The sequence below is a fragment of the Sinorhizobium fredii NGR234 genome, assembly GCF_000018545.1.
Lineage (GTDB): Bacteria > Pseudomonadota > Alphaproteobacteria > Rhizobiales > Rhizobiaceae > Sinorhizobium > Sinorhizobium fredii_A.
Genome location: NC_012586.1, coordinates 1,681,789 through 1,707,600, shown reverse-complemented (window position 1 = coordinate 1,707,600; position 25,812 = coordinate 1,681,789). Strand labels below are relative to the sequence as shown.

Sequence of the window (25,812 nt, the reverse complement as noted above, 5' to 3'; positions counted from 1 at the left end):
GGGGCTCACCGTTTTTTTTTACGGGCGATCGCGCGTTCGATGCTGCGGGGATGGACACTGATGCCGAGCGTCGAATGCAGCAGTTCTGCCAGGGAGCGCGCCTGCAGCGGGGCGCCCGCATGCTGGTTCTGCTCGATGAGCTGCATGACCTCGTCGGTGAGTTTGTGGGCCGACTTTGGCCCTCGGGTGCGCGGCAGCAGGCCGGCAATGCCGTCGCGTTCGAACGCGGCCTCGGCCTGATAGTAGGTTGGCCGCGACAGACCGAAAAGCGCGGCGGCATCGGCCTTGTTGACGCCATCCTCCTGGACGTGACGCAGCATCTCGTACTTCACCTGCACGAGATCGAGAGGATCGAAGAAGGTGGACTCACGAAACCAGGGTGCACGGACGGCTTCGGGCCGCGCATTGAGTGCTCCGAGCTCGCGCAGTCGCTCACGTTTGGTCTCGTTGGGCATGGCATAACCTCTTCCTAGTGGTGTAAATCAAATTACGCCTCGATAGAGAACGTGTCAACCTAACGACGCCGGGCGATATGGCTGTTTATGCTGCATATAACTACAATGTAGAGGCAATTATCGCTGTGAGCGCCCGTATGATTCGGCATAATTAGATTTACATAATCGGCATAAATTGCCTGACACGCATTCAGCCGCCATGGCTGCGCTCGATTTGCTCGATCAATGCGGCTAGGGTTGCCAGATCATCTGGACGCACGAACGACCTACCGGCCGCGATCTGAATGAAAACATCGGGTGCAGCGACGTCCGTCCATGACGCAAGCAGCGAGCGAAGCCGCCCATCCGCGTCGTAGAACATGACGCGATCCTCGCCCCAGTTCTGCTTGCGTGTCGACAACACGAAGCGCTGGCCGCGCCACGGATGGAACGGGTGCGTGACCTCGAACTCTATACGCACTTGAGTGTCAGTACGAACTGCAGTCCTGGACTTGAAAGAAGGCGAAAGTGGAAGCTGCGGTTCGCATTGTCGAACGCTGGCTACTGGGCCGCCTGCGCCATCGCATCTTCTACAGCCTGGCCGAGGTCAATGCGGCGATCGGCGAATTGCTCCATGATCTCAACGATAAGCGGGTCCTGCGCCGCGTCGGTGCCACCCGCCGCCAACTGTTCGAAGAGCTTGATCGCCCAGCTTTGCGACCACTGCCTGTCGAACGCTATGTCTTTGCCGAATGGCGTATCCGGCGTGCCGGGCTGGATTATCACGTCGAGATCGAGCGGCACTATTATTCCGTTCCCTATCGCTTCGCCCGTGAGCAGGTCGAGGCTCGTATCACCGCCAATACGATCGAGATCTTCCACAAGGGCGAGCGTATTGCCGCCCATCGCCGCTCCAGCGGCAATGGCAAGCACACGACGATCCCTGATCATATGCCCTCGGCGCATCGCCGCTTTGCCGATTGGACGATCGAACGGATTCAACGCGAAGCCTCTGCCATGGGGCCGGATGTTGCGCTGTTGTGCGAGCGCATCCTTGCCGACAGGCCGCATCCCGAGCAGGGCTTCCGCGCTTGTCTCGGGATCATCCGCCTTAACAAGAGCTTTGGCCGCGACAGGGTCAATGCCGCTTGTAGCCGTGCGTTGGAGATCGGGGCCCGGACCTATGGCTCGGTGCGCTCCATCCTCGACAATCACCTTGACCGAACAGCTGCCTCAAATGGAGCGGCGTCGCATGAACCGATCCATCACGCCAACATCCGCGGACCCCGCTATTATCACTAAGGAGAACGAAAGATGCTTGCTCATCCAACACTGGATAAATTGAATGCCATGGGCCTGGCCGGCATGGCAAAGGCCTTCAGTGAACTCGTTGGCAACGGCGAAGCCGAACATCTCTCGCACGCCGAATGGCTCGGATTACTGCTCGAACGGGAATGGAGCTCCCGTTACGATCGCAAGCTTGCGGCACGCCTCCGGTTTGCCAAGCTTCGCCACCAGGCTACCCCGGAAGATGTCGATTATCGCGCCGAACGCGGCCTTGACCGCGCCCTCTTCATGAAACTGCTCGCTGGCGACTGGATCAACGCGCATGACAATCTGGCCATCTGCGGACCCTCAGGTGTCGGAAAGAGTTGGTTGGCTTGCGCTCTTGGCCACAAGGCTTGCCGCGACGATCGCTCAGTGCTCTATCAGCGTGTCCCGAGGCTGTTTGCTCAGCTTGCGCTCGCTCGTGGTGACGGCAGGTATGCCCGGCTGCAACGGACCTTGGGCCATGTTCAGCTCCTGATCCTCGATGATTGGGGACTCGAGCCGCTCAACGAACAGGCCCGTCACGATCTGCTCGAAATCCTCGAAGATCGCTACGGCCGTCGATCGACGATCATTACCAGCCAACTTCCCGTATCCGCATGGCACGGCGTCATCGGCGACCCAACCTATGCCGATGCCATACTCGACAGGTTGGTCCACAATGCTCACCGCATTGAACTGAGCGGCGAAAGCCTACGCCGAAATCTGCCGCGCAAAGCTTGACACCTCGCCTGAATGAACTGACAACAATCATCGCCTGCAGACCCCACTAAACAGGGGGCGAGATCATCCCGGAAACCGGGGGCGCAATCATCTCGGAACAAAGGGGCGGCTTCATCGGAATCGGCACACGGTTTCCCCCTCCAGATTTTTGTACCGTGTTTAGCAGCGTGCGTAAATCCGTTCCGGCGCGCTCCGGTGATCGCACTTGATCGCTCCGTGCGCAAAGAGGGCTCCTGGCGGGCAATGTTCTTGTCTCTACGCGAAGTGCATAGTTAGCTCGCGTGCCAGCCGCTTGAGGGCGTAGTCGCGCCCCTCCTCCGGACAGAATATCCTGAACCTTGGCACAGGATGCCTCCGAGCCGCTTTCCTGATAGATGAAGCGTCAAGAATGACCGATTGAGGTAGAGGGGGGCAATGCTGATGCTTTCCAGTCGGTTCGTTAACACGGATCCAGACGCCGGTGTCGGCGGAACGATCGCGCTGGTGGTGGCCTGGCCCGCGTTCTGGGACTTCAGCCACTCCGGCCGACTGACACACGCTGCGGTGCTCTCGGCGAACCCGGCCCTCGACGAACTGGTCATTATCGGCCCCAGACTATACCCGCGCGATCCCGTGGCGGGGGGACGCGGAGGCCGTCGATGAGTACCGTCTCGTTCCTCAACATCGGCATGCACGGGTACATCAACCCGACGCTCCCGGTCGTGGCAGAGCTCGTCCGGCGTGGTCACACAGTGACCTATCACACCTCCCCCGCGTTCGCGGTTCAGATTGAGGCCGCTGGTGCGAAGGTCCACCTCTACTCCGGGGGCAACCTGCCCCTGCCGGATCCGCCGATCCCGCTCGCGATGCTGGAAGAGCTCGCGCGGGCCGCTCTGGGGCTGCTGCCCGGTGTGCTCTCGGACCTCCGCAGCACCCGGCCCGACCTGATCGTGCACGGGGCGGCCTGTCCATGGGGCGCGGTAGCCGCGCGTGAACTCGATGTCCCGGCGGCGGCCACGTTCACCACGTTCGCGTTCAATAGGCAGGTGCCCAGCCCCACCGGCATCTCCCGCGAGTTGGTGGCCGCCGCGGCGGCCCGTCCTCGTCTCGGCTGGGGCTTCGTTCGCGCCCGCTGGGCGCTCCACCGCGGCTACGACACCCGCGCGCTGCCCCTGACCGACCTGATGAATGCGGGCGAGCCGCTGAACCTGGTCTTCACTTCCAGCGCGTTTCAGCCCGGAGCCGACGCATTCGACTCCTCGTACCGGTTCGTCGGGGCGAGCGTCGGTTCCCGCCTGACTGATCCGGGGTTCGACGCCGTTCGGCTGGAGGATCCCGTGCTCTATGCGTCGCTGGGCACGGTGTTCGATGCGGGGCCTGCCCTGCTGCGGACCTTCGCGACCGCGCTGGCGCCGATGGGCGGCACCGTTGTCGTCTCGACCGGGCATACGGAACCGGCAGACCTCGATCCGCTGCCGGCCAACGTGCTGGTCCGCCGATCCGTGCCGCAACTCCAGGTACTGGACCGGGCGGCGCTCTTCGTGACGCATGGCGGCATGAACAGTGTCAACGAAGCGATGCGGGCCGGGGTGCCGACGCTCGTCGTGCCACAGGGCGCGGACCAGCCGCTGGTGGCCCGGCGGGTCGTCGAACTTGGTGCTGGCCTCTCGCTCCGCACGGAAGACGCGACAGCGGAGACGGTGCACGCGCTCGCCCGGAGTCTGCTAAACGAGCCGCGCTTCCGCGAGGCGGCAGCCGCACAGCGCGCCGCACAGCAGAAAGCCGGCGGGGCCCGGCGCGCCGCCGACGAGCTCGAGCAGTACCTCGACGACGCACGCGGAGGCACAGCGACCGATCGAGCACGGGGGCTCTGAACCATGTCGACGACCGTCGTCGCCCTGCTGGTCCTCGCCGGGCTTTCCGAAAGTGCCGGGCGGGTGCTGCCCCTGGTGGCGCGCAGGCCCAAGCTGTCCCCGCGGCTTGTGGCCGGGTTGATGGTGACAGGCACCGTTGTCGAGGGCACGGTGATCGCGCTGTGGCCGCACGCCGCGTGGACATTCGCCGACCTGGTGCAGCCGGTCGTGGCGCCTGACGCGGCCCCGCTGCCCGCAACGAACGGGCTGGCCTGGACACCCGTCCTGGTCGCCCCGCTGCTTCTGGCCGCCGTCCTAGCGTTCCCGCTCCTCGGGCCGTTCCTGCACATCCTGCTTGTGACCGGTGTCGGGGCAGGGCTGGCCAGCCCGCTCGCCGGGGTGTCTGGACTGGGCTGGTGGCCTGCGGCCGGGTGCATCGCCATCGCGGGGGTCGGGCTCACCGCCACGGTCGAGGTGGTCCGACGGCTGATCGCGAGGATCATCGCCGGCTCACGGCAGCCCGAGGCGATCGTATGAGCGAGTTCCTCCTGCTCATCGCCCTTCTGGCGCTCGGTCCGTTCCTGCTCGTCGAAGGCTTGCTCGCCCGCTACGAGCTGATGGTCTACACCATCGGCCGGCGCGCGCCGGCCGCCACGCTACCACCGGAGGTGCCCTACGCCAGGGGTGCCGATCCAGGGCGACCGCCGGATGCCTACGTGGTCTACCTGGACGGGATCGGCAAGCGCCGCTTCACCGACACGCGCGACGGCGGCCAACTCGTCAAGGCCATCATAGCCGGAGCACCGGAACTGCGCGTGCTCGGCCAGGTCCAGCCCTACTCGCCTATGGCAGAGCCGCTCGTAGGGCGCCCTGCATGGGACTGGCTCCGGCGGCACGTCGGCATCACTCTGTTCCTGCACAACGTCATGCAGACCTTTGTGGCCGCCGACCGCCGGTACCGCCCGCTATACAACCGGGCTGTGGGCGCCCAGATCGCCGACCAGCTCCGGCTGGCGGGCTACGAGCCCGCCAGCGGTATACCGGTCGTCCTGCTCTGCTACAGCGGTGGCGCCCAATCGGCCACCGGCGCAGTCGAGGAGCTCTTCCTCCAGCTCGGCGCTCCGCTGTGGCTGATCACGCTCGGCGGTTTCCACAACGGCGCCAACGACCTCACGCATGCGCTCCACCTGTACAGGCTCACCAGCCCAAACGACTGGATCGAGCGGGTTGGCGTCGGACTTTTCCCGCAGCGCTGGCGCCTGTGGCGGCGCAGCGCCTGGAACCAGGCCCTGGACGCCGGGAAGATCACGGTGCACTCGCTCGACCCGGCAGCCCACGTCGGCCCGCAAAGCTACATGAGCCCGACGGCGCGGCTCGCCGACGGACGCAGCTATCTCGACCGCACCACGGAGACCGTGATCGAGATCATCCGGCGCGACTTACGACAAAAATCCTCGGAAGGAGAAAAAGCGACGCTGACGCTGAAAGCTTCCGGGTTTCCTTGCACGGCTGAACGCAAAGGCGCGGAAACCGACGCTGCGCCGAAATCCTTCTACTGCATGGGCAGTTGTAAATCCGGCGGAGACCGACCGCTACTACGCACCTAAGACTTGAGCGAACGGCAGGTTTGAGAATTGCCGTGGCGCCTCTCGCATGTCCGAGAAGCACTCACCACCGTCACGGAAGCGCGAGCACCGGACATTCCGCCGCTGTCGGCGGAAGTCCGCAACGGGTCGATCTTTCCGGTTCACATCCGTCGTGGATGGGTGGACAGCGGAAGTCCGACTGCGGAAGCTGAATGGGCATGATGCGCCAGTTTCGGACATTGCCCGTGTCCTCAGTTGGGGCATTCCCCGATGTCGCCCTCGACCGGCAGGAAGAAGCGCTGCCGCTCGCATGGTGTCAGTTCGCGCGGCACGACGGTCCTGGCGTAGTCGATCATGTCCTGAGGTGTCGGGAAAACGCGAATGATCCGGGCAACCTTGTCACCGAACACGCCTGCCATTCGAGTTCCTTCCGAATTGAAGACGGCGAGCGTGCTCGCCGGTTCGACGTTTCCCACTGTCTCCAGACCGGTAAGGATCGCAATCTCTCGACCAGAGCTGGCCGACCACAGCCTTACGGTGCCATCTTGCGGCGATGCGGTGACAACATACAGTCCGCTGGGGCTGAACGTGGCCTCTCTCACGAAGCCTTTGTGTCCTCTCAAAGCAGCTTGTTCGGCGCCGTCGGCAACGTCCCAGATACGCGCCGACCCGTCGCGCGAAGCGGTCACCACCGACTTGCTATCTGGGCTAAAGGCTACGTCCGTCAGCGCCTCGCCGGGACGCCGCATCGTGGCGACGACACTGCCGTCCTCGATCGACCACACCCGCGCCGTCCCGTCCAGCGAGCTAGTGGCAACCAGACGGCCATTGGGGCTGAAGGCTGCTGCCGTGATCCGTTTCTCGTGTCCGGCTAGAACCCTGACTTCGGTGCCGTCCCGCTTCCAGAGCCGAGCGGTGTAGTCCTTCAGTGCAGTGAGGACGAGCTCGCCATCCGGGCTGAACAGAACCTTCCGCAGGTTCCCGCCGGTCGTCAGAACAGCAATCTGGACGCCTGTCGATGTATTCCACAGGCGCGCCGCTCCGTCATCCGACGCTGAGGCTATGAGGTCGCTACCTGGGCTGAACTGGAGATTGACGACAGCCGCCTTGCCGCTGTTTAGCCGAAGTGCCTCGTGCCCACTCTTCGCGTCCCACAAGACGATGCGGCCATACGAAGAGGCGGTCGCAACGAGATGTCCATCCGGGCTGAACGTGGCATCCCCGATGAAGCCGCTATTCGGCTCAAGTCGGACGACCTCGCGACCGCTTGCCACATCCCAAATGTTGGCTGTGTCATCGCCTCCGCCGGTAATGACGCGGGTGCCGTCTGGGCTGAAGGCTGCAAATGTCGGAGGGCGCCGATGCCGCATGCTCGTGGTCAGCACGCCATCGATGTCCCACAACCGCGCCGTTTCGTCATGAGACGCCGTAAGAAGCCGAGTTCCATCGGGACTGAAAGCCACGTGCTCAACCAAGCCCCGATGTCCCGCGATGACCGCGAATTCGGAATCGCTCTCGACGTCCCAGAGGCGGACCAGATTCCCCAGGGAAGCGGTCGCCAGGAGCTTGTCGTCAGGGCTGAAAGCGCAATTCATCTCCTTGTCAATCTCCGGTCCCGGGACGCCGGCCTGGTCTCGTTTCAGCCCTGCAGTTTCGCGGCCGAGCACGCCACGCTCCTTGCCGGAGACACCGTCCCAAAGTCGCGCCGTGCCGTCGAGAGAGACCGTCGCAATGAGGCGGCCGTCGTGACTGAAAGTGGTCCCCTGCGTGTCGCTCGCATGATCGCCAAACGTGGCAACCTCGGAGCCGCTCGGCACATCCCAAAGCCGGGGCACAGCGTTCCATGTGAGAGTGCGCCATGCATTTGCCACCAGCTTGCTTCCGTCCGGACTGAAGATGACTTCATCAGGCCACGATCGGTTGTATATTTCTCTTATAGGGCGGCCATCCTCCGCGCTCCAGATACGCACTAACCGCTCTTCTCCATAGCCGGCCGCAAAGCTCAGTCCATCGGGGCTGAACATCGCTGACGTCGTCCAATCGCCTTCTGCGGCAGCTACTTTCTTTCCCGTCTGCGTATCCCAGACGGCCGGTGCTCTCATATCCGATCCGGTGAGCAGACGCGTTCCGGCAGCGTTGAACATCGCGGTGTTGACGTTGCCCGGCTGAGGAAGCAGGTAAAGCTGCCCCCCCGAAGCAGCATCCCAGATGCGCGCCGTGCCGTCTCGCCCGGCGGTGGCGACGCGGCTCCCATCCGGACTGAAAGAAGCCCTCTCTACCGGGCCTTCATGGCCCTTCAAGATCGCGATCTGAAAGCTATCCTCAACGTTCCAGATACGGGTGGTCTTGTCATATGAGGAGGTGACGATACGGTCCCCGGTCGGGCTGAAGGCGGCATCTGTTACGCCATCGTCGTGGCGGAAGACCGCGGTTTGACGGTGCTGCAGCAGAGCCTGGTAAAGGGCCGCCTCAGCTTCCGGCAGGTATGGTCGACTGGGCGCGGCCATGTCTTTCGGCAATGCTTCCAATGCCAGCAGGATGGCCGCCTCAGTGTCGCCGGCGGTTTCGGTCGTATGTGAGAGGAACGCAAGCGAGAGGGACTGATTGCGCAGTGCCTGATCCTTAGCCTCGCGCGCTTGCGCTTCCGCGGCCCGCGCTTGCATCTCTGCAGCCTTCGCCTCCCTGGCGTTCCCCTCCGCCCGTTCGGCTTGGCGGATCGCTTCGCTCTGACCTCGCAATCCCACGACGGCACCGGCTGCAGCCCCAACCGCCAACACTAGTGCGACGGCCGCACCGATCCGTGTGCGCCGCGCGAGCCGCGTCGCCGCCTCTGCCTCCAGGCGCTGCCGGGCGGCCTCGTGCTCCAGGCGCTCGCGCTTGGTAGCTTCTTCCGTCTCTATGCGCGCTCGCTCCGCTTGCCGCTCTTTCTCCAGCCGCACCTCGTGCGCAAGCATCGAGGCATCGACATAGGAGATGACCTGACCATCGACCTCCTCTCGCCTCGACTGAAGCAGCTCCTCGGCCTCGGCCAGCCGCTTGCCGGCGGGCAGCAACAGGTCCGGGTTCCTATTGTCTAGGAGCCACCGGTGGGCGTCCGCCTGGACCCGCGCGCGGGTCTCCAAGAAAGTTCGGTTCGCGTTCACGATGTCCCGAGCGCGCGGCCAGCGGCTCAACAGCGCCTCATGTGCCACACGAATGATGGCATGCCCTTCGGCGTCCTCGTCGCTCACGAGGAGGCGGGCCGCGATCAGGGCTTCCGCAAGGGTTGCCTGCGCAGGCGACGAAGCAAGGTCGGCAAGCGGGGCCGGTCGTGCTGCGACAGTCTCGTCTCCCAGCCGCACCGTCGACAAACCCCGAAGAACCACGGGCAATGCTTCCTCGATCTCTAGCGGAAGCCCATCGATCACCTCGTCGGCGCGCCGCGCGATCGCACCTTCCAGTCCACCCAGCGCACGATACGCTGCAAAGGTAAGCAGGCGACGGTCCCGGCCAGCCTCGTAGAGGGCATCGAGCATGAATTGGAGAAGCGGCAAGGATCCGGGATCGGCAGTTGCAGCCCCCTGCAGAACATCGTCCAGCCGGCCGTGATCGGCGCTCTCCTCGAATCGCAGGCCGGCCGAGCGCGCCGGCTCGCGAATCATTTGCGCGATTTCCGCGCTGGTGGGAGGCAGCAACTCGTAACTGCCGAGTCCGTCCTTCAGCACCGAGAAACCCGGCACGTCGCTACATCGATGATAGAAGTCCGAGCGGATCGTGCCGATCACCCATACAAGACCGCTGCCGGCAAAGGCCATGAGCAGCCGTACGAGCAGGGCGCGCGACGCCGGCTCAGCCTCGGTCGTAAACAGCTCCTCCAACTGATCGACGGCAAGCGCTAGCCGGCATTGCGAGGGGGCTATGCCCGCAGCGTTGGCTGCTCTGCCCAGCGCCGCGCGGACCAGTGCAACGGCTCGTTCGGGAGCGCTGCGCAGCAGATCCGCTAGCTCGGCGGCTGATTTCTCCTCGGCAAGCTCGGGAAGGGCTTCTTTACGCAGCAACCCTGCTGCCAAGGATGCGACCGCGCTCGGTCCTTGCGAAGGACGGATAACGCAGCGCCGCCACAGTGCAATTCCAGGCGTGGCGCCCGCTTTGGTGATGGCGGGCAGCAGACCGGCCCGCAGCAATGACGATTTGCCCGAGCCGCTCATGCCGTAAATCAGCAGGAACGCCCTGCCGCTTGCCGCAAGCTGCTCCAACCTCTCGGTGCAGGTGGCGATGGCACGCGCGCGACCGAAGAACAGCTCCGCATGCTCGAAATCGAAGGCATCGAGACCCCGGAAGGGTGACCTGATCCGCTCTTCGGAGGCGAGCGGCACACGGTAGACCCGCACCGGGCGGACGATGTTTTTCACCTTGTACTCGCCCATATCCAGGAAATCGAGCGAGAGCCGGTCACGCACCTGTGTATGGATCGCTTCGGAGATGCAGATTCCTCCTGGCGGTGCGAGTGTCTCCAGGCGTGCGGCGACGTTCACGCCATCGCCCATCAGATTGTCCCCGTCGATGACGACGTCGCCGAGATTGATGCCGATGCGCAGGCGCATGCGGCTCTGCTCGGGCATCTCTTTGTTTTGCCGATCGAGCGCAAGTTGAATTTCTGTCGCGCACCGGACAGCTTCCACCGGGCTTGCGAACTCGGCGACGACGCTGTCCCCGGCACTTCCGAAGATGCGGCCGCTGTGCTCGGCGATAAGCGTGTCGACGATCTCGCGATGGGCTTTCAGTATTGCGAGCGTCGCCTCCTCGTCCTTGCCCATCAGTCGGCTGTAGCCGACCACGTCGGCCGCAAGGATGGCGGCTATTCGGCGCTGAACGCGATCCACGCTCATGCCCACCTCCTGGAACGTCACCATCAATTTTACGCTACAAACACGCGGACTGGGAGGTCCTTCACTTCGAGGACAACAAAGTCCGGAATGGTGAAGGTTTCGACGATGCCCTCGCCGACCTCAATGTCCGCAACCAAAGATTTGCGGCCGGGGAACGAACCCGCTGCGCGGGAGGGCGCGCCTGAGGTTGAGGTAGAGGGCACAGGCCGGTCGTCAAACGTCACTCCGTCGAACGTCTCAGGTGGGTCGATCTTTCCGGTTCCCATCCGTCGTGGGTGGGTGGAAGAACGCCCTTTGTCTTGCTCATCTGAACGAATAAGTTGCGCCAACCGCCGACATTGCACTTCAGATGCAGCACGGTATGTTGACGCAACGCACTGGTGGGGCACCAAAAAATGGCGTTCTCGACGACGAAGACCATGGTGATGGTACTTGCGCTTGGGTTCACGGCGTCGAATGCGAATGATCGTGACTGCCTCTCGGCGGCAAGTCGCATCAGGCAAGGAATTGTGGATTTCGAAAAGCTGACAGACGAGGAATCGACACTCAATGCCATCAGTCTTGAACGCCAACTTCGCCTAAGCGTGGGAGAAAGCTTCGAGCCTCGATGCATCGGGTATTTGGATGTGCTGAGCGACATCGCATAGGCCACCGAAAGCAGGTGGAGAGATCCGGATGGCCGTGCGTCGGGATCTGTGGTCCTGCCACTTCTCGGCATACCGGAAGAAAGGTACTTCCAATTGTTCTCACTTATCAAAGATCTTCCTGCGCGCGTCTCCGTCGTTCTGCTTGCGGGCTCGTTGGCATGCCAGAGTTCGGCAGCCGAGCCCTTCGACTTCACTACCGACTTCATTGGGGTGTCGCGCAACGGCAAAAATGGCTTCACATCAATCCCAGCACAGCTAGGGATAGGCATGAAAGGCGGCGATCGTCCTCGCAGAGATGCCGTCTTTGCGCTGTCCACGACCCTTGCAGCTGCTGCCGGCGTGAGGGTCGAAAGGCAGAAACGTGTCACGCGGAATTTTATCGGCGTGACTTTTGGCGATGAAATTGTAACGCCAGCCGGAGTGCGCTTCGACGCACTCGAGGGTATCCATGTCGAAGAATCCTTTCGCAGGTTGATTTTGTCCGCCTTTAGTCCGGGACGGCAATGCGTATCGGGCGTGCTCTTGAGTGACGACGGAAACTTTAACAAGGCACTCATCATTGCGAACAACAATATAGGCATTGAACAATTGAATTCATGTGTTGCAGAAGCTATGTCCAACATACTAGGAATAAATGTGCGGAAAATAGCAAGTATATATCCGTTTTCTAAGAAGATGGAGGCTTTATTCCGTCTACTTTCTTTGAAAATCACATGTTTATCTAAAGGAATTGATAATGTGAAAGTTTGCAAATAGTCAAAAAATTTCGGATGGCTCCAATGGATCGGAAGCAGAATGCAAGCTGGTCGCCAAGGTCATGATGGCAAAGCTGCCGCTGTGGTGGGGATGTGATCTAAGGACTTGCTTTGTCGGTCGGCAAGCGAACCGAACTAAATTCGAGCTACAGGATTACCTGGTTTCAGACTTACTGCAATCAGCTTGTTAAAGTGCCTGCTTATGCGCATCGTTCGGGAGACACTCTTAGCCTTGTTACCAGGAAGCTCAATCAAAACCACCAAAGTCTTTCCTGCAGCCATTTCATAGTGACTTTCCCCCGAACGAGTTGAATGAGAAAGACAGTCATGGCCGTGGCTGCGACCAGTCCCTGCGCGACGTCAATTGCAAACCAGAGGGCAGACATATCGCGCTCTAACTATGTGGCCGTCTCCGCTGAGATAGGCGTGAGACCAACCTCGCGCAAGATCGACCGTGGCTCACTTCTGTTATCTTAATACCTACCGTCGTCTCGTCGTCTCGCCCGCTGGATCAGAATTAGGGGCTGGGAGTGGGGAGCCTGCTTTTGGGGCTCAATCGGCGCAAGACGCTAACAACAACAATGGGTCGAGAATTCACCTTCATCAGTGTCGCGGGTGGGTGGAAAGCGGAATCCCGAGACTGGAACTCACAATGCCCGCATTGATCTCAATCGAGCCGTTCATCTCGCCTGTCGTTGGCGGCCGCGACGGGTGGAAGGGCGGCGGCATTCCAGGCGCATTTTGGTCCGGTCAAGGCTAAGGTCGCCTATGCTGCCGGGTAGTTCGATCCGCCAGTCATCAGGAAGCACTCCCGGATTTTTTGAAGGATTTACAACGATACTCCTTTCCGTCCTGCCGGGTGTACTCGAGCAGTCAGCAGAACGGCACTCGTAGGATTCGCAAATCCCGTTTGCGCGCTCGGCGCTCACACTTCGTCTGCGCCGATAGCCGCTAGCGCCGCCCTCGCCACGGCGAAATCCTGTTCCCCTGTGCCTGAGCCGACGCCGACCGCCCCCGCAATGCGACCGTTAAAGCGGATCGGCAGACCGCCAGGGAGGTGGGTCACCCCACCTTGAGATGCGATCCCGGCAGCTACTCCGAACTCTACAGGCATGTCGCCAGTCGCGCCGTTGATGGATGCCGCCGTCCTCGCTTTCGCACGGGCAGTATGCATGCTCAGGTACTTGGCACCATCCATCCTGACGCTGGCGACCGTCTCGCCGCTCGGATCTACGATCACGATGCACTGCGGCACGCGAATACCCGAAGCGTGGGCAGTTCCTGCTTCAAGTGCTTTCAGTGCTGCTGCATGAGAAATGCAGATTGTTTCCGTGTATCCAGTCATGCTTGGTTCCTCTATCTCCGCAATGCCCAGTCTCGTGTTCGGAAGCCTGCTTGCTTGCCTGCCGAACGATCATCCCGCCAATGAAGCGGCCTATCCCAGCAGGATCAGTTCTATGTCCGTGACGTTGGAGGCCGTATCGCCGATCAGCAGCAGGTCACCCGAAGTTGCGAGCACGGACGACGCATCGCCCGCCGTCAACTGCCGGCGTGGATCGATCCCGAGTTGACGCATCCAGGAACAGGAGCCCCGATCGACGATCGCCCCGACGGACCTGTGCGGGCCGTGCCGCCCGTCCGTATTGCCACTAAGAAAAACCCAGGGACGAGCTAGAGGCTCACGTTCGGCCAGAAGGGCGAACCGAAGTGCGATCTCGTGATTACGCCCGCCGCGCGCCACGCGTCCGGAAACCAAGGCCAGGGGGCCGTCACCTGAGCCAACTTCACGAGCGAGGACCAGAAGCTGCTCTGCGGCAACGGCGGCGTCTTCATCCACCCGATGCTGTCCCATCAGGGCCGGGCCATGACACTTCGCGGCATGCGCAGCAGCCGCGTTCAGGCTCACGCCATTGCCGCCAATGATCAGGTTTTCAATGCTGCCACCAGCGTGTGCCCTCCCTTCATGGGCACATCTGATATAGTCGAGGATAGCTCGGTCTGTGCGACCAACCAGCCCGTATTTTTCTAGCACTCCAATCGCCGTCGCGTTTCGCTGAAAAAGCCTAGCCGTCGGTCCCTGCGTTACCGCGATGATCTCGTCGCCTGAGACATCAGAGTAGATCATGGACAAGACCTGAGCACCGCCAGCCTTCTCCGCCAGTCGGCCGTCGTTGATCCTCGAAACCGCGTGGCGTACGGCGAGGATTTCCTTCATGTCTGCGCCTTCGCGGACAAGCATGTCCTGAAGCCTGATTTTTGCGCCGAGACTGATGCCAAATGGCGGTGCGCACAGCATTGCAGGTCCGCCGGCGCTGACGAGAACCAGAACCATGTCCTTCGGGGTCGCGGCCGAAACCGCCAGTTCCACCTCCGAAGCTGCAAGCATCCCACCGGGATCGATGGCCGGATAGCCGGCACATAATGTTCGGGCGCCTTCGACAGGTCGCAGGTTCTCGTGGTCGGTAACAACCACGGCCTTGCCGATCTTGTCTCCGATGGCACTCATCGCCGCTTCGGCCATCGCGCAGGCCGCGCGTCCGAAGGCAACGATCATGACCTGATGTGCCTTGGCGAGCGCCGCCTGCTTCTGCCTTAGGGCGACATCTACGGCGCGGGCAGGGTCCACAGCTTCGACCCCTGCAAGGAAAATGTCCCTGGCATCGGATCGCATCTTCAAGGCCATCTGAGCAGATTGGGCCAGCAATTCCATCGGCAAACCTTTCCACGCAAAGAGGTATGGTGCGGGGTTCTGCTACCCCGCCCATGCGGACAAGGCCTGGACGGCGGGTCGCGAGTGAGCGTGAGATGAAGCATGCTGAACTCTTCGCCGCTCGGCCGCGGCAATGCGTGCCTGCTGCGGCGAGCATCCATATGTCTCGCGATAAGTCTTCGAGAAGTGGGATGCAGAGATGAAGCCGCATGCCATCGCAATATCAATGACCGGAAGCGGCGAGCTTAGAAGGAGCAGGTGCGCTCGTTCCAGACGCAACTCCAGATAGTACCTTGCCGGGGAGCGTCCCATCTCCTGGTGGAATATTCGCTCGATCTGCCGGCGTGAGAGGCCGCTCGAGGGAGCCATTTGCGCAAGCGTAAGAGGCTCAGCGACATTGGCCTCCATCAGCTCGATAACTCTGATCAGGGCTCGATGATTGATGCCGACCCGAGCCTGAAGGGGCAATCGCTGTCGTTCACCCGGGTCGCGCACCCGGTCGACCATCGCCTTCTCACACACCCGGTTAGCAACAATCCGGGCGCTGTCTTCCTCAACATAGTTGAGGAACATATCAAAGCTGGCATCGCCACCAGGAGAAGTGTGCAAGTCCCCATCGACTTCAAATGTGGTTTGTTGGGCCTCGATATCCGGAAATTCCTCCGAGAAGCTTGGGAAATGCTCCCAGTGGATCGCACATCGTCGGCCGTCGGCTAGTCCGGCCCGCGCCAGAATAAACGTGCCGCTCGCAAGTCCGGCGAGTGCAACGCGGTGGTTGCGGCACTCGCGCAGCCAGGTATCGAGAGGTTTGAAAGCATCGGGAGTGGTCCCACCGCCGCATACAACAGCCATCGACGGCCCCGCGGACTTTCCTAGTTGCTCCCTTTCGTAGGGCAGGGAAGCGTCAACGGTGACGCGCATGCCACAACTCGAGGAAACGGGTTCGCCGTTACCGGATATGATACGCCACTTGTATCTTGTCGAACCGACTACTTCATTCGCTAAACGCAACACCTCGATCGCGGAGGAGAGGGCCAGTAGCGAAAAGTCCGGGAGCAAATACAGACTAAATAGCCTTTCCGCTGTTCTCATGTTTCGCATTTCCACGCTCCTCTCGTCGAATGCTCACAATTTGCTCCCATCAGGAGGGTCCGCCTGGACGGCACCTGACAATTGCCTACCGGACGTCACATGTTCGGATAGACCGGGCCTTCGCCGCCCTGCGGCGGCACCCAGTTGATGTTCTGGTTGGGGTCCTTGATGTCGCAGGTCTTGCAGTGCACGCAGTTCTGGGCGTTGATGACGAAGACCGGCTGACCGTCCTTCTCGACCCATTCGTAGACGCCGGCCGGACAGTAGCGCGTCGACGGACCGGCATAGACCTCCAATTCCGAGCGCTTCTGCAGCTCCGGATCCTTGACCTTGAGGTGGATCGGCTGGTCTTCCTCATGGTTGGTGTTCGACAGGAACACCGACGACAGCCGGTCGAAGGTCAGCACCCCGTCCGGCTTCGGATAGTCGATCTTCTGGTGCTTGGCGGCCGGCTCCAGCGACTGGGCATCGGTCTTGCCGTGCTTCAGCGTGCCGAACAGGGAGAGGCCGAACAGCGTGTTGGTCCACATGTCGAGGCCGCCGAGCGCCACGCCGATCGCCGCGCCGAACTTCGACCACAGCGGCTTGACGTTCCTCACCTTCTTCAGGTCCTGGCCGATGGCGCTGTCGCGCCAGCCGCGCTCGATCTCGATCGGCTCGTCATTGGCGCGGCCGGAAGCGATCGCCGCCGCCAGCTTCTCGGCGGCGAGAATGCCCGACAAGACGGCATTGTGGCTGCCCTTGATGCGCGGCACGTTGACGAAGCCGGCCGAGCAGCCGATCAGCGCCCCACCCGGGAAGGACAGCTTCGGCACCGACTGGTAGCCGCCCTCGGTGATCGCCCGGGCGCCGTAAGAAAGCCGCTTGCCGCCCTCGAAGGTGCCGCGGATCGCCGGATGCGTCTTGAAGCGCTGGAACTCCTCGAACGGGTAGAGCCAGGGGTTCTTGTAGTTCAGATGCACGACGAAGCCGACGGCGACGAGGTTGTCCTCGAGATGGTAGAGGAACGAGCCGCCGCCGGTCTTCATGCCGAGCGGCCAGCCGAACGAGTGCTGCACCAGGCCCGGCCTGTGGTTCTCCGGCTTGACCTCCCAGAGTTCCTTGAGGCCGATGCCGAATTTCTGGACGTCGCGATCCTTCGAAAGATCGAATTTCGCGATCAGCTGCTTGGCGAGCGAGCCGCGCACCCCCTCGCCGATCAGCGTGTATTTGCCCAAGAGCGCCATGCCGCGGGCGAAGTTCGGCCCCGGTTCGCCGGAACGCTCCAGCCCCAAGTCGCCGGTGGCAACGCCGATCACCGCGCCCTCGTCGTTGTGGAGCACTTCGGTCGCGGCAAAGCCCGGATAGATCTCGACGCCGAGTTCCTCCGCCTTCGTCGCCAGCCAGCGACAGACATTGCCGAGCGAGACGATGTAGTTGCCGTGATTGTTCATCAGCGGCGGCATCAGGAAATTCGGCAGGCGGATCGAGCCGGCCGGGCCGAGGAACAGGAAGTGGTCGTCGGTAACCTCGGTCTTGAACGGATGGTCGGCGTCGTTGCGCCAGTCCGGCAGCAGCCGGTCGATACCGATTGGATCGACGACGGCGCCGGAGAGGATATGGGCGCCGACCTCGGCGCCCTTCTCGAGCACGACGACCGAGAGCTCCGGATTGACCTGCTTCAGCCGGATCGCTGCGGCCAAGCCCGCCGGACCGGCGCCGACGATCACCACGTCGAATTCCATGCTCTCGCGCTCGGGGAGGCGTTGGTCGCTCATCTAAGGACTCCACCGGATCCGAAGTGAGGGGCTGGTTCATCGTTGGCGTGGCAGGCAGCACGCAGCGTGTTCGCCATCAACATCGCGATGGTCATCGGTCCGACACCGCCGGGCACCGGCGTGACCGCTCCGGCGCGCTCTACCGCGCCGTCGAAATCGACGTCCCCAACAAGGCGCGTTTTTCCGCCGTCGTCCCTCGACGCGATGCGATTGATCCCCACGTCGATCACGGTCGCGCCAGGCTTTATCCAATCGGACCGGATCATCTCAGGCCGTCCTACCGCCGCAATAAGGATGTCGGCCTGACGGCAGAGCACTTCCAGATTCGCGGTCCTGCTATGAGCGATGGTGACAGTGGCGTTAGCGGCGAGAAGCAGATTGGCCATCGGCTTGCCCACGATGTTGGAGCGGCCGACAACGACAGCCGACAGCCCCGACAAGTCCTTCCCGTGAATCCTTTCGACAAGGATCATGCAGCCTGCCGGAGTGCAGGGAACGAACGCCGTTTCGAGAGCACCCGTACCCAGCTTGCCCACATTTATGAAATGGAAGCCGTCGATGTCCTTTTGGGGAGAGATCGCCTGGATGACCTTTCCGGAATCGACATGTCGGGGAAGCGGCAACTGGACGAGAATGCCGTGTATCGAGGGATCCGCATTCAGGGAGTCGATCAGTTCGAGCAATCGACGTTCCGGGACATCGTGTGGCAGCTCGTGTTTAATGGACAGAAAACCGCATTCTTCGGCCTTCCTGCCTTTGGAAGCGACATAGACCTGGCTCGCGGGATCGCTGCCGACAATTATCACCGCGAGTCCAGGCGTGATGCCATTGGCAGAGAGCGCTACGGTATGAGCCTTGACCTGATCGATGATTGATTCCGCGACCTCCCGTCCGGAGATCAACTTGCACCCGATGCTCATCGCCGCCTCACGAAAACACGATCGTCTTATGCCCATTGAGCATGACCCGGCACTCGAGGTGCATCTTGACGGCGCGCGCAAGGACACGGCTCTCGATGTCTCTGCCCGTGGCGACGAAGTCATCCGCGGTCATGGCATGGGTGACGCGTTCGGTCTCCTGTTCGATGATCGGACCCTCGTCCAAATCGGGCGTCACATAGTGCGAAGTCGCGCCGATGAGCTTAACGCCGCGGTCGAACGCTTGGTGGTAAGGCTTGGCGCCCTTGAAAGACGGCAGGAACGAGTGGTGTATGTTGATGACCTTGCCGAAAAGCCGCGTCGACAGGTTGTCCGATAGAACTTGCATATAGCGCGCGAGGATCATGAGGTCGGCACCGGTGTCGCGAACCAGCTCGATAAGCCGCTCCTCCTGTTCGGCCTTGTTCTCCTTGGTCACCTTCCAATGGTAATAGGGAATGCCCTCCAGCTTTGCAGTCGCGGCGCTGTCTTCGTGATTGGAAACGATGGCCGCCACTTCTGCGTTCAGCCAGCCGACCCGGATCTGATACAGAAGGTGGAGCATCGCATGGTCGAACTTCGAGACCATTATGATGATCTTCGGCTTGCGATCGCTATCAACCAGCTTCGTCTTCATATCGAAACGGTCGGTGACAGGCTTCAAGGAGCGTTCGACGTCATCCCTGCTGATCTTCTCTGGCGCGGTGAATGCAATCCGCATGAACAGGCGATTCGATTGCCGGTCCCAAAATTGGTTGCTCTCGGCGATGTTGGCGCCACACGCGGCGAGTTCGGTTGTCACTGCCGCGACGATTCCGGGGCGGTCCTCGCAGGACAAAGTGAGTGTAAAATTCGATGGCATGCTTTGGTTCCCTTGGTTGCCAGACGAAGGCATAGCTACGCCTTCGCCGCTTTCGCCATGCGAAGCGGTGGCCGTTTCTTGCCGATTTTGCGATGACCGTGTGGTTGCGGTCCCCTTAACTAGTCGCCCGCATCAGTAATGCGGGGGAGTGATCACCCAGACGACCTTCGTCGGCTTGTCGCCCGAATTGCGGCAGCGATGTATTTCCGTGCTCTTGAACGAAAAGCTGTCGCCTTCCTCGAGTTGGAAGAACTGTCCTGCGACCCACAAGTCCAGTCTCCCCGATATGACCAACCCGGCTTCGACACCGTCATGGCTGTAATCGCCGCTATCCGCGCCCGGTTCGATCGTACTCAACAGCATTTCCAAGGGGCCGCTCAGATTCGGCGACAGCAGTTCCTCTTCGATTCCCAGGCCCGTAAAAGTGAACTTCCGGCGATTGTGTGAGCGAACGACAACGTCCTTTTCCTGTGCCGGAACATCACTGCCGTGGAAGAACCAGTTCATGTGCACCCCAAGCGTATCGCTGATCTTTTTCAGCACGCCGATCGGGAGTTTCGTCTGATTGCGCTCAATCTGGCTGAGATAGCCAACTGATACGTCAGCGGCGTCTGCGACCTGCTGGAGGGTCAGACCCTTGACCTTGCGCAACTCCCTGATCTGTCCTCCAATGGCCATCTCTTCTACTGCTTCAGCGACGTTCCACTCATCCGCTCTGCGCATTGTCCTGGGGGGCATGGCTATTCCTCATGAAAACATGATGAATAGTTACATCCGCGCAGGGGGCACAGACAATCACTCATCGTGCAAGAATCGTCGTTCATGAAATTGTCGCCTATATTTTTTCGAACGATTTTGCTGTCTCCATGATGTTGTCTTCATAATCATGAAAAATCAAGTGCTTTTTTTCACGCTTGTAAAACCAATTTTTTTATGACAAGGTTTTTCCACGTCCGGTTTATGGACGCGACGGCACCGCCCCATTTGAAGGGAAAAAAGACGGGCCGAGACAACCTCGGAGTGGAAAAATGCGAAACTTTGATTGGGACGCCGATCTTGGCGTTTTCCCGAACGGGAAGCTGCGTACCAATTTTCTTGGGCTGATGGCTCCCCGGCTCCGTCAGTCCAGCATGGACATTCGGGGGGCGCGGCCATGAACCCCGAGCCGCGCATCAACGGCGATCTCGTACGCTTCGAAGGCGTGGAGAAAACATATGACGGTGTGACCATCGTCGTCGAGCGATTGGACTTGGCGATCCGCCGCGGGGAGTTCTTGACGATGCTGGGACCTTCCGGTTCAGGGAAAACTACGTCCCTTATGATGCTGGCTGGCTTCGAAATGCCTACCGCGGGCAGGATCATTCTAGACGGCAAGCCGATCGAACGGCTGCCGCCTCACCAACGCAACATCGGCGTCGTTTTTCAGAACTACGCCCTGTTTCCCAATATGACAGTCGCGGAGAACGTCGCGTTTCCGCTTCAGATGAGGAAGGTCGAAAAAGCCGACCAGAAGGCGAGGGTCGAGGCCGCGCTCGACATGGTTCAGATGGCCAAGTTCGCCGGCCGCAGGCCGGCGCAGCTTTCCGGAGGCCAACAGCAGCGCATCGCGCTGGCTCGCGCGCTCGTCTTCGAGCCGTCCCTCGTGCTCATGGACGAGCCGCTCGGAGCCTTGGACAAGCAGCTCCGCGAGCACATGCAGATCGAGATCAAGCACCTCCACGAGCGGCTCGGGATCACGATCGTCTACGTCACTCACGATCAAAGCGAGGCGTTGACGATGTCCGACCGCATCGCGGTGTTCGACAAGGGACGGATCCAGCAGTTGGGCAAGCCCGCCGACGTCTACGAACGTCCTGCCAACCCATTCGTGGCCCAGTTCATTGGCGACAACAACGCGCTTCACGGCACCATCCTCGACGTCTCGGGTCCGCATTGCACGGTCCAGATCGACGGTGATCGCCAGACGATAAAGGCGGCAGTGGGCGCACCGCTTGCAGCCGGCGAGAAAACGACCCTGTCAATCCGTCCGGAAAGGATAAGGATCGGCCACACCTCCGACAGGGCGAACAACATCAAAGCCAGTGTCAGAGAGCTCATCTATCTCGGCGACCATGTCCGGGTGAGGGTGGCGGCGCTCGGTTCCGAAGAAATCATCATCAAGATCCCGAATGGCCACGGTGTCCCGGCAGACGTGTCGCCCGGCGCAAACGTGCTCATCGGCTGGAATTTCGACGACTGCCCCGCGCTCACTCGCGAGCACGCGGCGACGGCGAAAGCATGAGTGACCATCACCAAAACGAAGGGGAATAACGATGCAGAAAGTTAAAAACAGGGCAATCGGCGCGGTGTCGATGCTTGCGCTTGTCGCAACGACCGCCATCGCCACGAACGTCCGGGCCGAGGACAAGCTGACGATCGCCTCGTGGGGAGGCGCCTACCAGGACAGCCAGGCGAAGGCCTATTTCGATCCGTTTTCACAGGAAACGGGCACGAAAATCGTAACCGATGAATGGAGCGGTGAGACTGCCAAGCTCAAGGGCATGGTGGAGACGGGCAACGTGAGTTGGGATGTCGTCGACGTTGAACCGGGCCACGCCCTGCAGGGTTGCGACGAGGGATGGCTTGAACCGATCGACTATGAGTCGCTTGGCGGAAAGGACAAGTTTCTTCCGGGGGCCGCCCTGGAATGTGCGATCGGCAACGTCGCGTTCGCCTACATTCTTGCCTATGACAACGCCAAGTTTCCGAACGGCGGCCCGACCAAGGTTGCCGATATCTGGGACGTCAAGAAATTCCCCGGCCCACGGTCGTTGAGGAAGTCTCCCAAATCGACCCTCGAGCTTGCACTTCTGGCCGACGGCGTAGCTCCGGACGACATCTACAAGGTGCTCGAGACGAGCGAAGGCGTCGACCGGGCGTTCAAGAAGCTCGATGAGATCAAGCCGCACGTGAAGGTCTGGTGGGGCGCTGGTGCACAACCGCCGCAGCTCCTGGCGGATGGGGAAGTCGCCGTAACCACGGCTTACAACGGCCGGATTTACGACGCCGTCAAGAACAGCGGGAAAGACTTCAAGATCGTCTGGGACGGTGCGGCCCTTGACTGGGACATGTGGGCGATTCCCAAGGGTAGCCCGAGGGTAGAGCTCGCCAAGAAGTTCGTCGCCTTCGCCAGCAGGCCCGAGAACCTGGCCCAGCAGACGAAGTATATCCCTTACGGTCCGTCCAACATCGAGGCCGCGGGATTTGTCGATGCTTCCGTCCTCCCGAATCTGCCTACCTCGCCGGAGAACTCGAAGACCTCGTTCTCGATCTCCGCGCAGTTCTGGGCGGATCATGACGAGGAGCTGACCGAGCGCTTCAACACCTGGCTCGCACAGTAACTGAGACAGGGCGGAGGGGTCTCTCTTCCGCCCTAACAACGAAACAGGGTTTCGACGGCAGGGCGATGACGCATTCCTATGAAAACACGGCAATCGGGACGGCAGGTCACGTACAGGCGGCATCGGCGCTCCGGATCAGGCTGAAACGGGCGAACCGGGCGGGCAGTTTCAAGGCCTTGGCCCTCGTTGCGCCGCTTCTCCTTTTCCTTTCAGTGACATTCCTGCTGCCGATCGGTTTGCTCCTGGCGAGAGCGGTCGACAACCGCGAAGTCGCCCAGGTACTCTCCCACACAACAGAACAGCTCGCAGGGTGGGACATGCGGGCTACTCCCTCGGACGATGTCTACGAGGCCCTGGTCCGCGACTTGCAGTCTGCCTCTCGAGACCGCGTCGCAGAGGTGAGCAAACGGCTCAACTACCACTCTCCGGGCTTTCGGACTCTCATGAACCGTACGGTCCGCGAAGCAGGCAATCTCACTTCTGAGAACGCTCGCGCTGAGCTCCTTGCGATCAATGACAAATGGGGCGAGGTCGAGACCTGGCAGATCATCAAGCAGGCGTCTCCCGCGCTAACGGATTACTATCTGCTGAAAGCCGTTGACCTGGCGAAAATGCCTGACGGTGACATCGTCACGGCAAAAGACGACGCGATCTACACCGATGTCATCGTCCGGACAGTCGTCATTAGTCTCTGCGTGACTGTTTTGTGCGTATTGATTGGCTACCCGCTGGCATACCTGCTGGCCACCACCGATCCGGTCTACTCCCGTTGGCTTCTGATGCTCGTGCTGTTGCCCTTCTGGACCTCCTTGCTGGTCCGAACGACGGCCTGGCTTGTCCTGCTGCAGAGCAACGGTGTCGTCAATTCGCTCCTTTCGTGGCTCGGTTTGATCTCGCAGCCACTGGAACTCGTTCACAACCGCGTCGGCGTTCTGATCGCGATGACCCACATCCTGCTCCCGTTCGTCGTTCTGCCTGTGCATGCAGTCATGAAGGGCATCCCGGATGTCTACTGGAGGGCCGCGTCTTCTCTCGGCGCGCCCGCGCACAAGGCCTTTCTGAGAGTGTACCTGCCGCTAACGATGCCCGGGGTCGGTGCAGGGGCACTGCTGGTCTTCATCCTGGCGCTCGGATACTACATCACGCCCGCACTGGTCGGCGGACCCAAGGACCAGATGCTCAGCTACTTCATTGCGTATTTCGTAAACCAGTCGTCGAACTGGGGCATGGCCGCCGCTCTCGCAGTGGTGCTCCTGACCCTTGTCGTCGGGTTATATCTCGCCCTCGTCCTTGCCTACGGGCGCAGCCGTGCAGGAGCCAAGCCATGAGCGTCGGAAAAGCAACGCCTGCAAGGTGGACGCTGCGTATATTCGCGGGCGTGGTGCTTGTCTTCCTGATGGCTCCCATCCTGGCAATCATACCGTTGTCCTTCAATTCGGAGCCGTTCTTCACATATCCCATGCCCGGCTTCTCGCTACGCTGGTACGAAGCCGTGTTCGCCTCGGTCGACTGGCAGCTCTCGGCGCGCAACAGCTTCATCGTGGCTGCGCTCGCGACGGTTTTGGCAACCGCGCTTGGCACCCTGGCTGCGATCGGGCTGAACCGCCCGGACTGTCCGTGGAGGATGGCGCTCTCGGCGATCATCATCTCGCCGATCGTCATTCCGCTCGTCGTTGCCGCGGTAGGCATCTTCTATTTCTACGCGGACATCGGGCTGCTGAATACGCTGACAGGTCTCGTGCTCTCCCATACTGCACTCGGAGCGCCGTTCGTGATGATCACCGTGGCCGCGACTTTGGCGGGTTTCGATCACCGCCTGATGCGCGCCGCGGCCAGTCTTGGAGCACCGCCGGTGACCGCATTCCGGCGGGTGATGCTGCCAATCATCATGCCGGGTGTCGTCTCCGGCGCAATCTTCGCGTTCGTCACTTCGTTTGACGACGTCGTGGTCGCGCTGTTCATAACCGGAGCCGAGCAGAAGACCTTGCCCCGACAGATGTGGAGCGGACTGAGAGAGCAGATAAGTCCGGCGATCACAGCAGTCGCCACGCTGCTCATCATCGTCGCTGCCGCTCTCATGCTGACCGCGAACGCACTGCAAGCCCGCCAGCAGCGCATCAATAACCCAAACTCTGCCCACTAAACGCCGGACAACCATGGAGCCAGTCATGAAAATACTAGTGCCAGTCAAGCGAGTGGTCGACTTCAACGTCAAGATCCGGGTGAAGGCGGACGGCACCGGCGTCGAGCTCGCCAATGTCAAGATGTCGATGAACCCGTTCGACGAGATCTCCGTCGAAGAGGCGCTCAGGCTGAAGGAAGCCGGCAAGGCTTCCGAAGTGGTGGTCGTCTCGATCGGCCCGGCCAAGGCCGAGGAAACGCTGAGGACCGCGCTCGCCATGGGCGCCGACCGGGCGATCCTCGTCGAGACCGACGACCAGGTCGAGCCGCTCACTGTCGCCAAGATCGTCAAGGGTGTGGCCGAGGCCGAACAGCCGGGGCTGATCATCGTCGGCAAGCAGGCGATCGACGACGATTCGAACCAGACCGGCCAGATGCTCTCCGCGCTCTTGGGCTGGGCCCAGGGCACCTTCGCCTCGAAGGTCGAGCTCGGTGACGGCAAGGTCAACGTCACCCGCGAGGTCGACGGCGGTCTGCAGACCGTCGAATTGAAGCTGCCGGCGGTGGTCACCACCGATCTGCGCCTGAACGAACCGCGCTATGCCTCGCTGCCGAACATCATGAAGGCGAAGAAGAAGCCGCTCGACAAGAAGAGCCCGGCCGACTTCGGGGTCGATACGGCGCCGCGGCTGAAGGTCTTGAAGACCGAGGAGCCGTCCGGCCGCAAGGCGGGTATCAAGGTCAAGTCGGTCGCCGAGCTCGTCGAGAAGCTCAAGAGCGAAGCCGGCATTCTCTAAAG

22 protein-coding genes and 1 pseudogene are annotated in these 25,812 nt (G+C 61.4%); 13 read left to right on the top strand and 10 right to left on the bottom strand.

What is annotated here, in order from left to right; genetic code table 11:
* Positions 1 to 5: 5 nt before the first annotated feature.
* Both NGR_RS33060 and NGR_RS08055 read right to left on the bottom strand, forming a co-directional pair.
* Positions 6 to 455 (bottom strand): helix-turn-helix domain-containing protein, encoded by a 450-nt coding sequence (locus NGR_RS33060; protein WP_010875068.1) that lies wholly within the window; start codon positions 453 to 455, stop codon positions 6 to 8.
* A gap of 190 nt (positions 456 to 645) precedes the next feature.
* Complete coding sequence (locus NGR_RS08055) at positions 646 to 915, bottom strand: DUF5372 family protein (protein ID WP_010875067.1); 270 nt, start codon at positions 913 to 915, stop codon at positions 646 to 648.
* 38 nt (positions 916 to 953) lie between these two features.
* On the opposite strand from NGR_RS08055, the pseudogene NGR_RS08050 reads away from it, so the two are divergent.
* The 6 genes and pseudogenes from NGR_RS08050 to NGR_RS08025 all read left to right on the top strand — a co-directional run.
* A pseudogene (locus NGR_RS08050) lies at positions 954 to 1,736 on the top strand (Mu transposase domain-containing protein); the annotation flags it as partial.
* Between the two features lie 12 nt (positions 1,737 to 1,748).
* Positions 1,749 to 2,486 (top strand): IS21-like element helper ATPase IstB, encoded by a 738-nt coding sequence (gene istB / locus NGR_RS08045; protein WP_015887098.1) that lies wholly within the window; start codon positions 1,749 to 1,751, stop codon positions 2,484 to 2,486.
* A gap of 414 nt (positions 2,487 to 2,900) precedes the next feature.
* Entirely contained in the window at positions 2,901 to 3,128 is a 228-nt protein-coding gene (locus tag NGR_RS08040; protein WP_032490844.1) for a hypothetical protein, read from the top strand.
* Positions 3,125 to 4,339: a macrolide family glycosyltransferase gene (locus NGR_RS08035; RefSeq protein ID WP_015887755.1), complete on the top strand. Its 1,215-nt coding sequence runs from the start codon at positions 3,125 to 3,127 to the stop codon at positions 4,337 to 4,339. The genes NGR_RS08040 and NGR_RS08035 overlap by 4 nt, the downstream gene beginning before the upstream one ends.
* 3 nt (positions 4,340 to 4,342) lie before the next feature.
* Positions 4,343 to 4,855 carry a hypothetical protein gene (locus tag NGR_RS08030; protein ID WP_015887754.1) on the top strand — a complete coding sequence of 171 codons (513 nt, stop codon included), beginning with the start codon at positions 4,343 to 4,345 and terminating at the stop codon, positions 4,853 to 4,855.
* On the top strand, positions 4,852 to 5,925 hold the full coding sequence (locus tag NGR_RS08025) for a hypothetical protein (RefSeq protein WP_015887753.1): 1,074 nt from the start codon (positions 4,852 to 4,854) through the stop codon (positions 5,923 to 5,925). Before NGR_RS08030 ends, NGR_RS08025 begins: the two co-directional genes overlap by 4 nt.
* A 230-nt stretch (positions 5,926 to 6,155) precedes the next feature.
* Here the strand turns inward: NGR_RS08025 and NGR_RS08020 are convergent, their stop codons facing one another.
* A complete protein-coding gene (locus tag NGR_RS08020) occupies positions 6,156 to 10,772 on the bottom strand; it encodes an adenylate/guanylate cyclase domain-containing protein (protein WP_032490845.1) in 4,617 nt (1,538 codons plus the stop codon).
* Positions 10,773 to 11,167: 395 nt separating this feature from the next.
* On the opposite strand from NGR_RS08020, the gene NGR_RS08015 reads away from it, so the two are divergent.
* A complete protein-coding gene (locus NGR_RS08015; RefSeq protein ID WP_032490847.1) occupies positions 11,168 to 11,419 on the top strand; it encodes a hypothetical protein in 252 nt (83 codons plus the stop codon).
* 93 nt (positions 11,420 to 11,512) lie between these two features.
* Positions 11,513 to 12,175: a hypothetical protein gene (locus NGR_RS08010; RefSeq protein ID WP_015887750.1), complete on the top strand. Its 663-nt coding sequence runs from the start codon at positions 11,513 to 11,515 to the stop codon at positions 12,173 to 12,175.
* Positions 12,176 to 13,099: 924 nt separating this feature from the next.
* Here NGR_RS08010 and NGR_RS08005 read toward each other — a convergent pair.
* From NGR_RS08005 to NGR_RS07975, 7 genes are all read right to left on the bottom strand, one after another.
* A complete protein-coding gene (locus NGR_RS08005; RefSeq protein WP_015887748.1) occupies positions 13,100 to 13,519 on the bottom strand; it encodes a GlcG/HbpS family heme-binding protein in 420 nt (139 codons plus the stop codon).
* A 90-nt stretch (positions 13,520 to 13,609) separates the two neighbouring features.
* Complete coding sequence (locus NGR_RS08000; protein ID WP_015887747.1) at positions 13,610 to 14,884, bottom strand: DUF4147 domain-containing protein; 1,275 nt, start codon at positions 14,882 to 14,884, stop codon at positions 13,610 to 13,612.
* Positions 14,885 to 14,926: 42 nt separating this feature from the next.
* Positions 14,927 to 15,985: a GlxA family transcriptional regulator gene (locus NGR_RS07995; protein WP_015887746.1), complete on the bottom strand. Its 1,059-nt coding sequence runs from the start codon at positions 15,983 to 15,985 to the stop codon at positions 14,927 to 14,929.
* An 86-nt stretch (positions 15,986 to 16,071) separates the two neighbouring features.
* The gene (locus NGR_RS07990) at positions 16,072 to 17,733 is read right to left on the bottom strand and encodes an electron transfer flavoprotein-ubiquinone oxidoreductase (protein WP_015887745.1); all 1,662 of its coding nucleotides are present in this window, start codon (positions 17,731 to 17,733) and stop codon (positions 16,072 to 16,074) included.
* Positions 17,730 to 18,653, bottom strand: a complete 924-nt coding sequence (gene folD, locus NGR_RS07985) for a bifunctional methylenetetrahydrofolate dehydrogenase/methenyltetrahydrofolate cyclohydrolase FolD (protein ID WP_032490850.1) — start codon at positions 18,651 to 18,653, stop codon at positions 17,730 to 17,732. Before folD ends, NGR_RS07990 begins: the two co-directional genes overlap by 4 nt.
* A 7-nt stretch (positions 18,654 to 18,660) precedes the next feature.
* Positions 18,661 to 19,512, bottom strand: coding sequence for a formyltetrahydrofolate deformylase (gene purU / locus NGR_RS07980; protein ID WP_015887743.1), 852 nt, complete (start codon positions 19,510 to 19,512; stop codon positions 18,661 to 18,663).
* 132 nt (positions 19,513 to 19,644) lie between these two features.
* A complete protein-coding gene (locus tag NGR_RS07975; RefSeq protein WP_015887742.1) occupies positions 19,645 to 20,250 on the bottom strand; it encodes a helix-turn-helix domain-containing protein in 606 nt (201 codons plus the stop codon).
* Between the two features lie 415 nt (positions 20,251 to 20,665).
* Here NGR_RS07975 and NGR_RS07970 point away from each other — a divergent pair, with 415 nt between their 5' ends.
* From NGR_RS07970 to NGR_RS07950, 5 genes are all read left to right on the top strand, one after another.
* Positions 20,666 to 21,793: an ABC transporter ATP-binding protein gene (locus NGR_RS07970; RefSeq protein WP_015887741.1), complete on the top strand. Its 1,128-nt coding sequence runs from the start codon at positions 20,666 to 20,668 to the stop codon at positions 21,791 to 21,793.
* 31 nt (positions 21,794 to 21,824) lie between these two features.
* On the top strand, positions 21,825 to 22,892 hold the full coding sequence (locus NGR_RS07965) for an ABC transporter substrate-binding protein (RefSeq protein ID WP_015887740.1): 1,068 nt from the start codon (positions 21,825 to 21,827) through the stop codon (positions 22,890 to 22,892).
* Positions 22,893 to 22,957: 65 nt separating this feature from the next.
* Positions 22,958 to 24,220, top strand: coding sequence for an ABC transporter permease (locus tag NGR_RS07960; protein ID WP_015887739.1), 1,263 nt, complete (start codon positions 22,958 to 22,960; stop codon positions 24,218 to 24,220).
* Positions 24,217 to 25,035 (top strand): ABC transporter permease, encoded by an 819-nt coding sequence (locus NGR_RS07955; protein ID WP_015887738.1) that lies wholly within the window; start codon positions 24,217 to 24,219, stop codon positions 25,033 to 25,035. Before NGR_RS07960 ends, NGR_RS07955 begins: the two co-directional genes overlap by 4 nt.
* Positions 25,036 to 25,060: 25 nt before the next feature.
* A complete protein-coding gene (locus NGR_RS07950; protein WP_015887737.1) occupies positions 25,061 to 25,810 on the top strand; it encodes an electron transfer flavoprotein subunit beta/FixA family protein in 750 nt (249 codons plus the stop codon).
* The last annotated feature ends 2 nt before the right edge of the window (positions 25,811 to 25,812 follow it).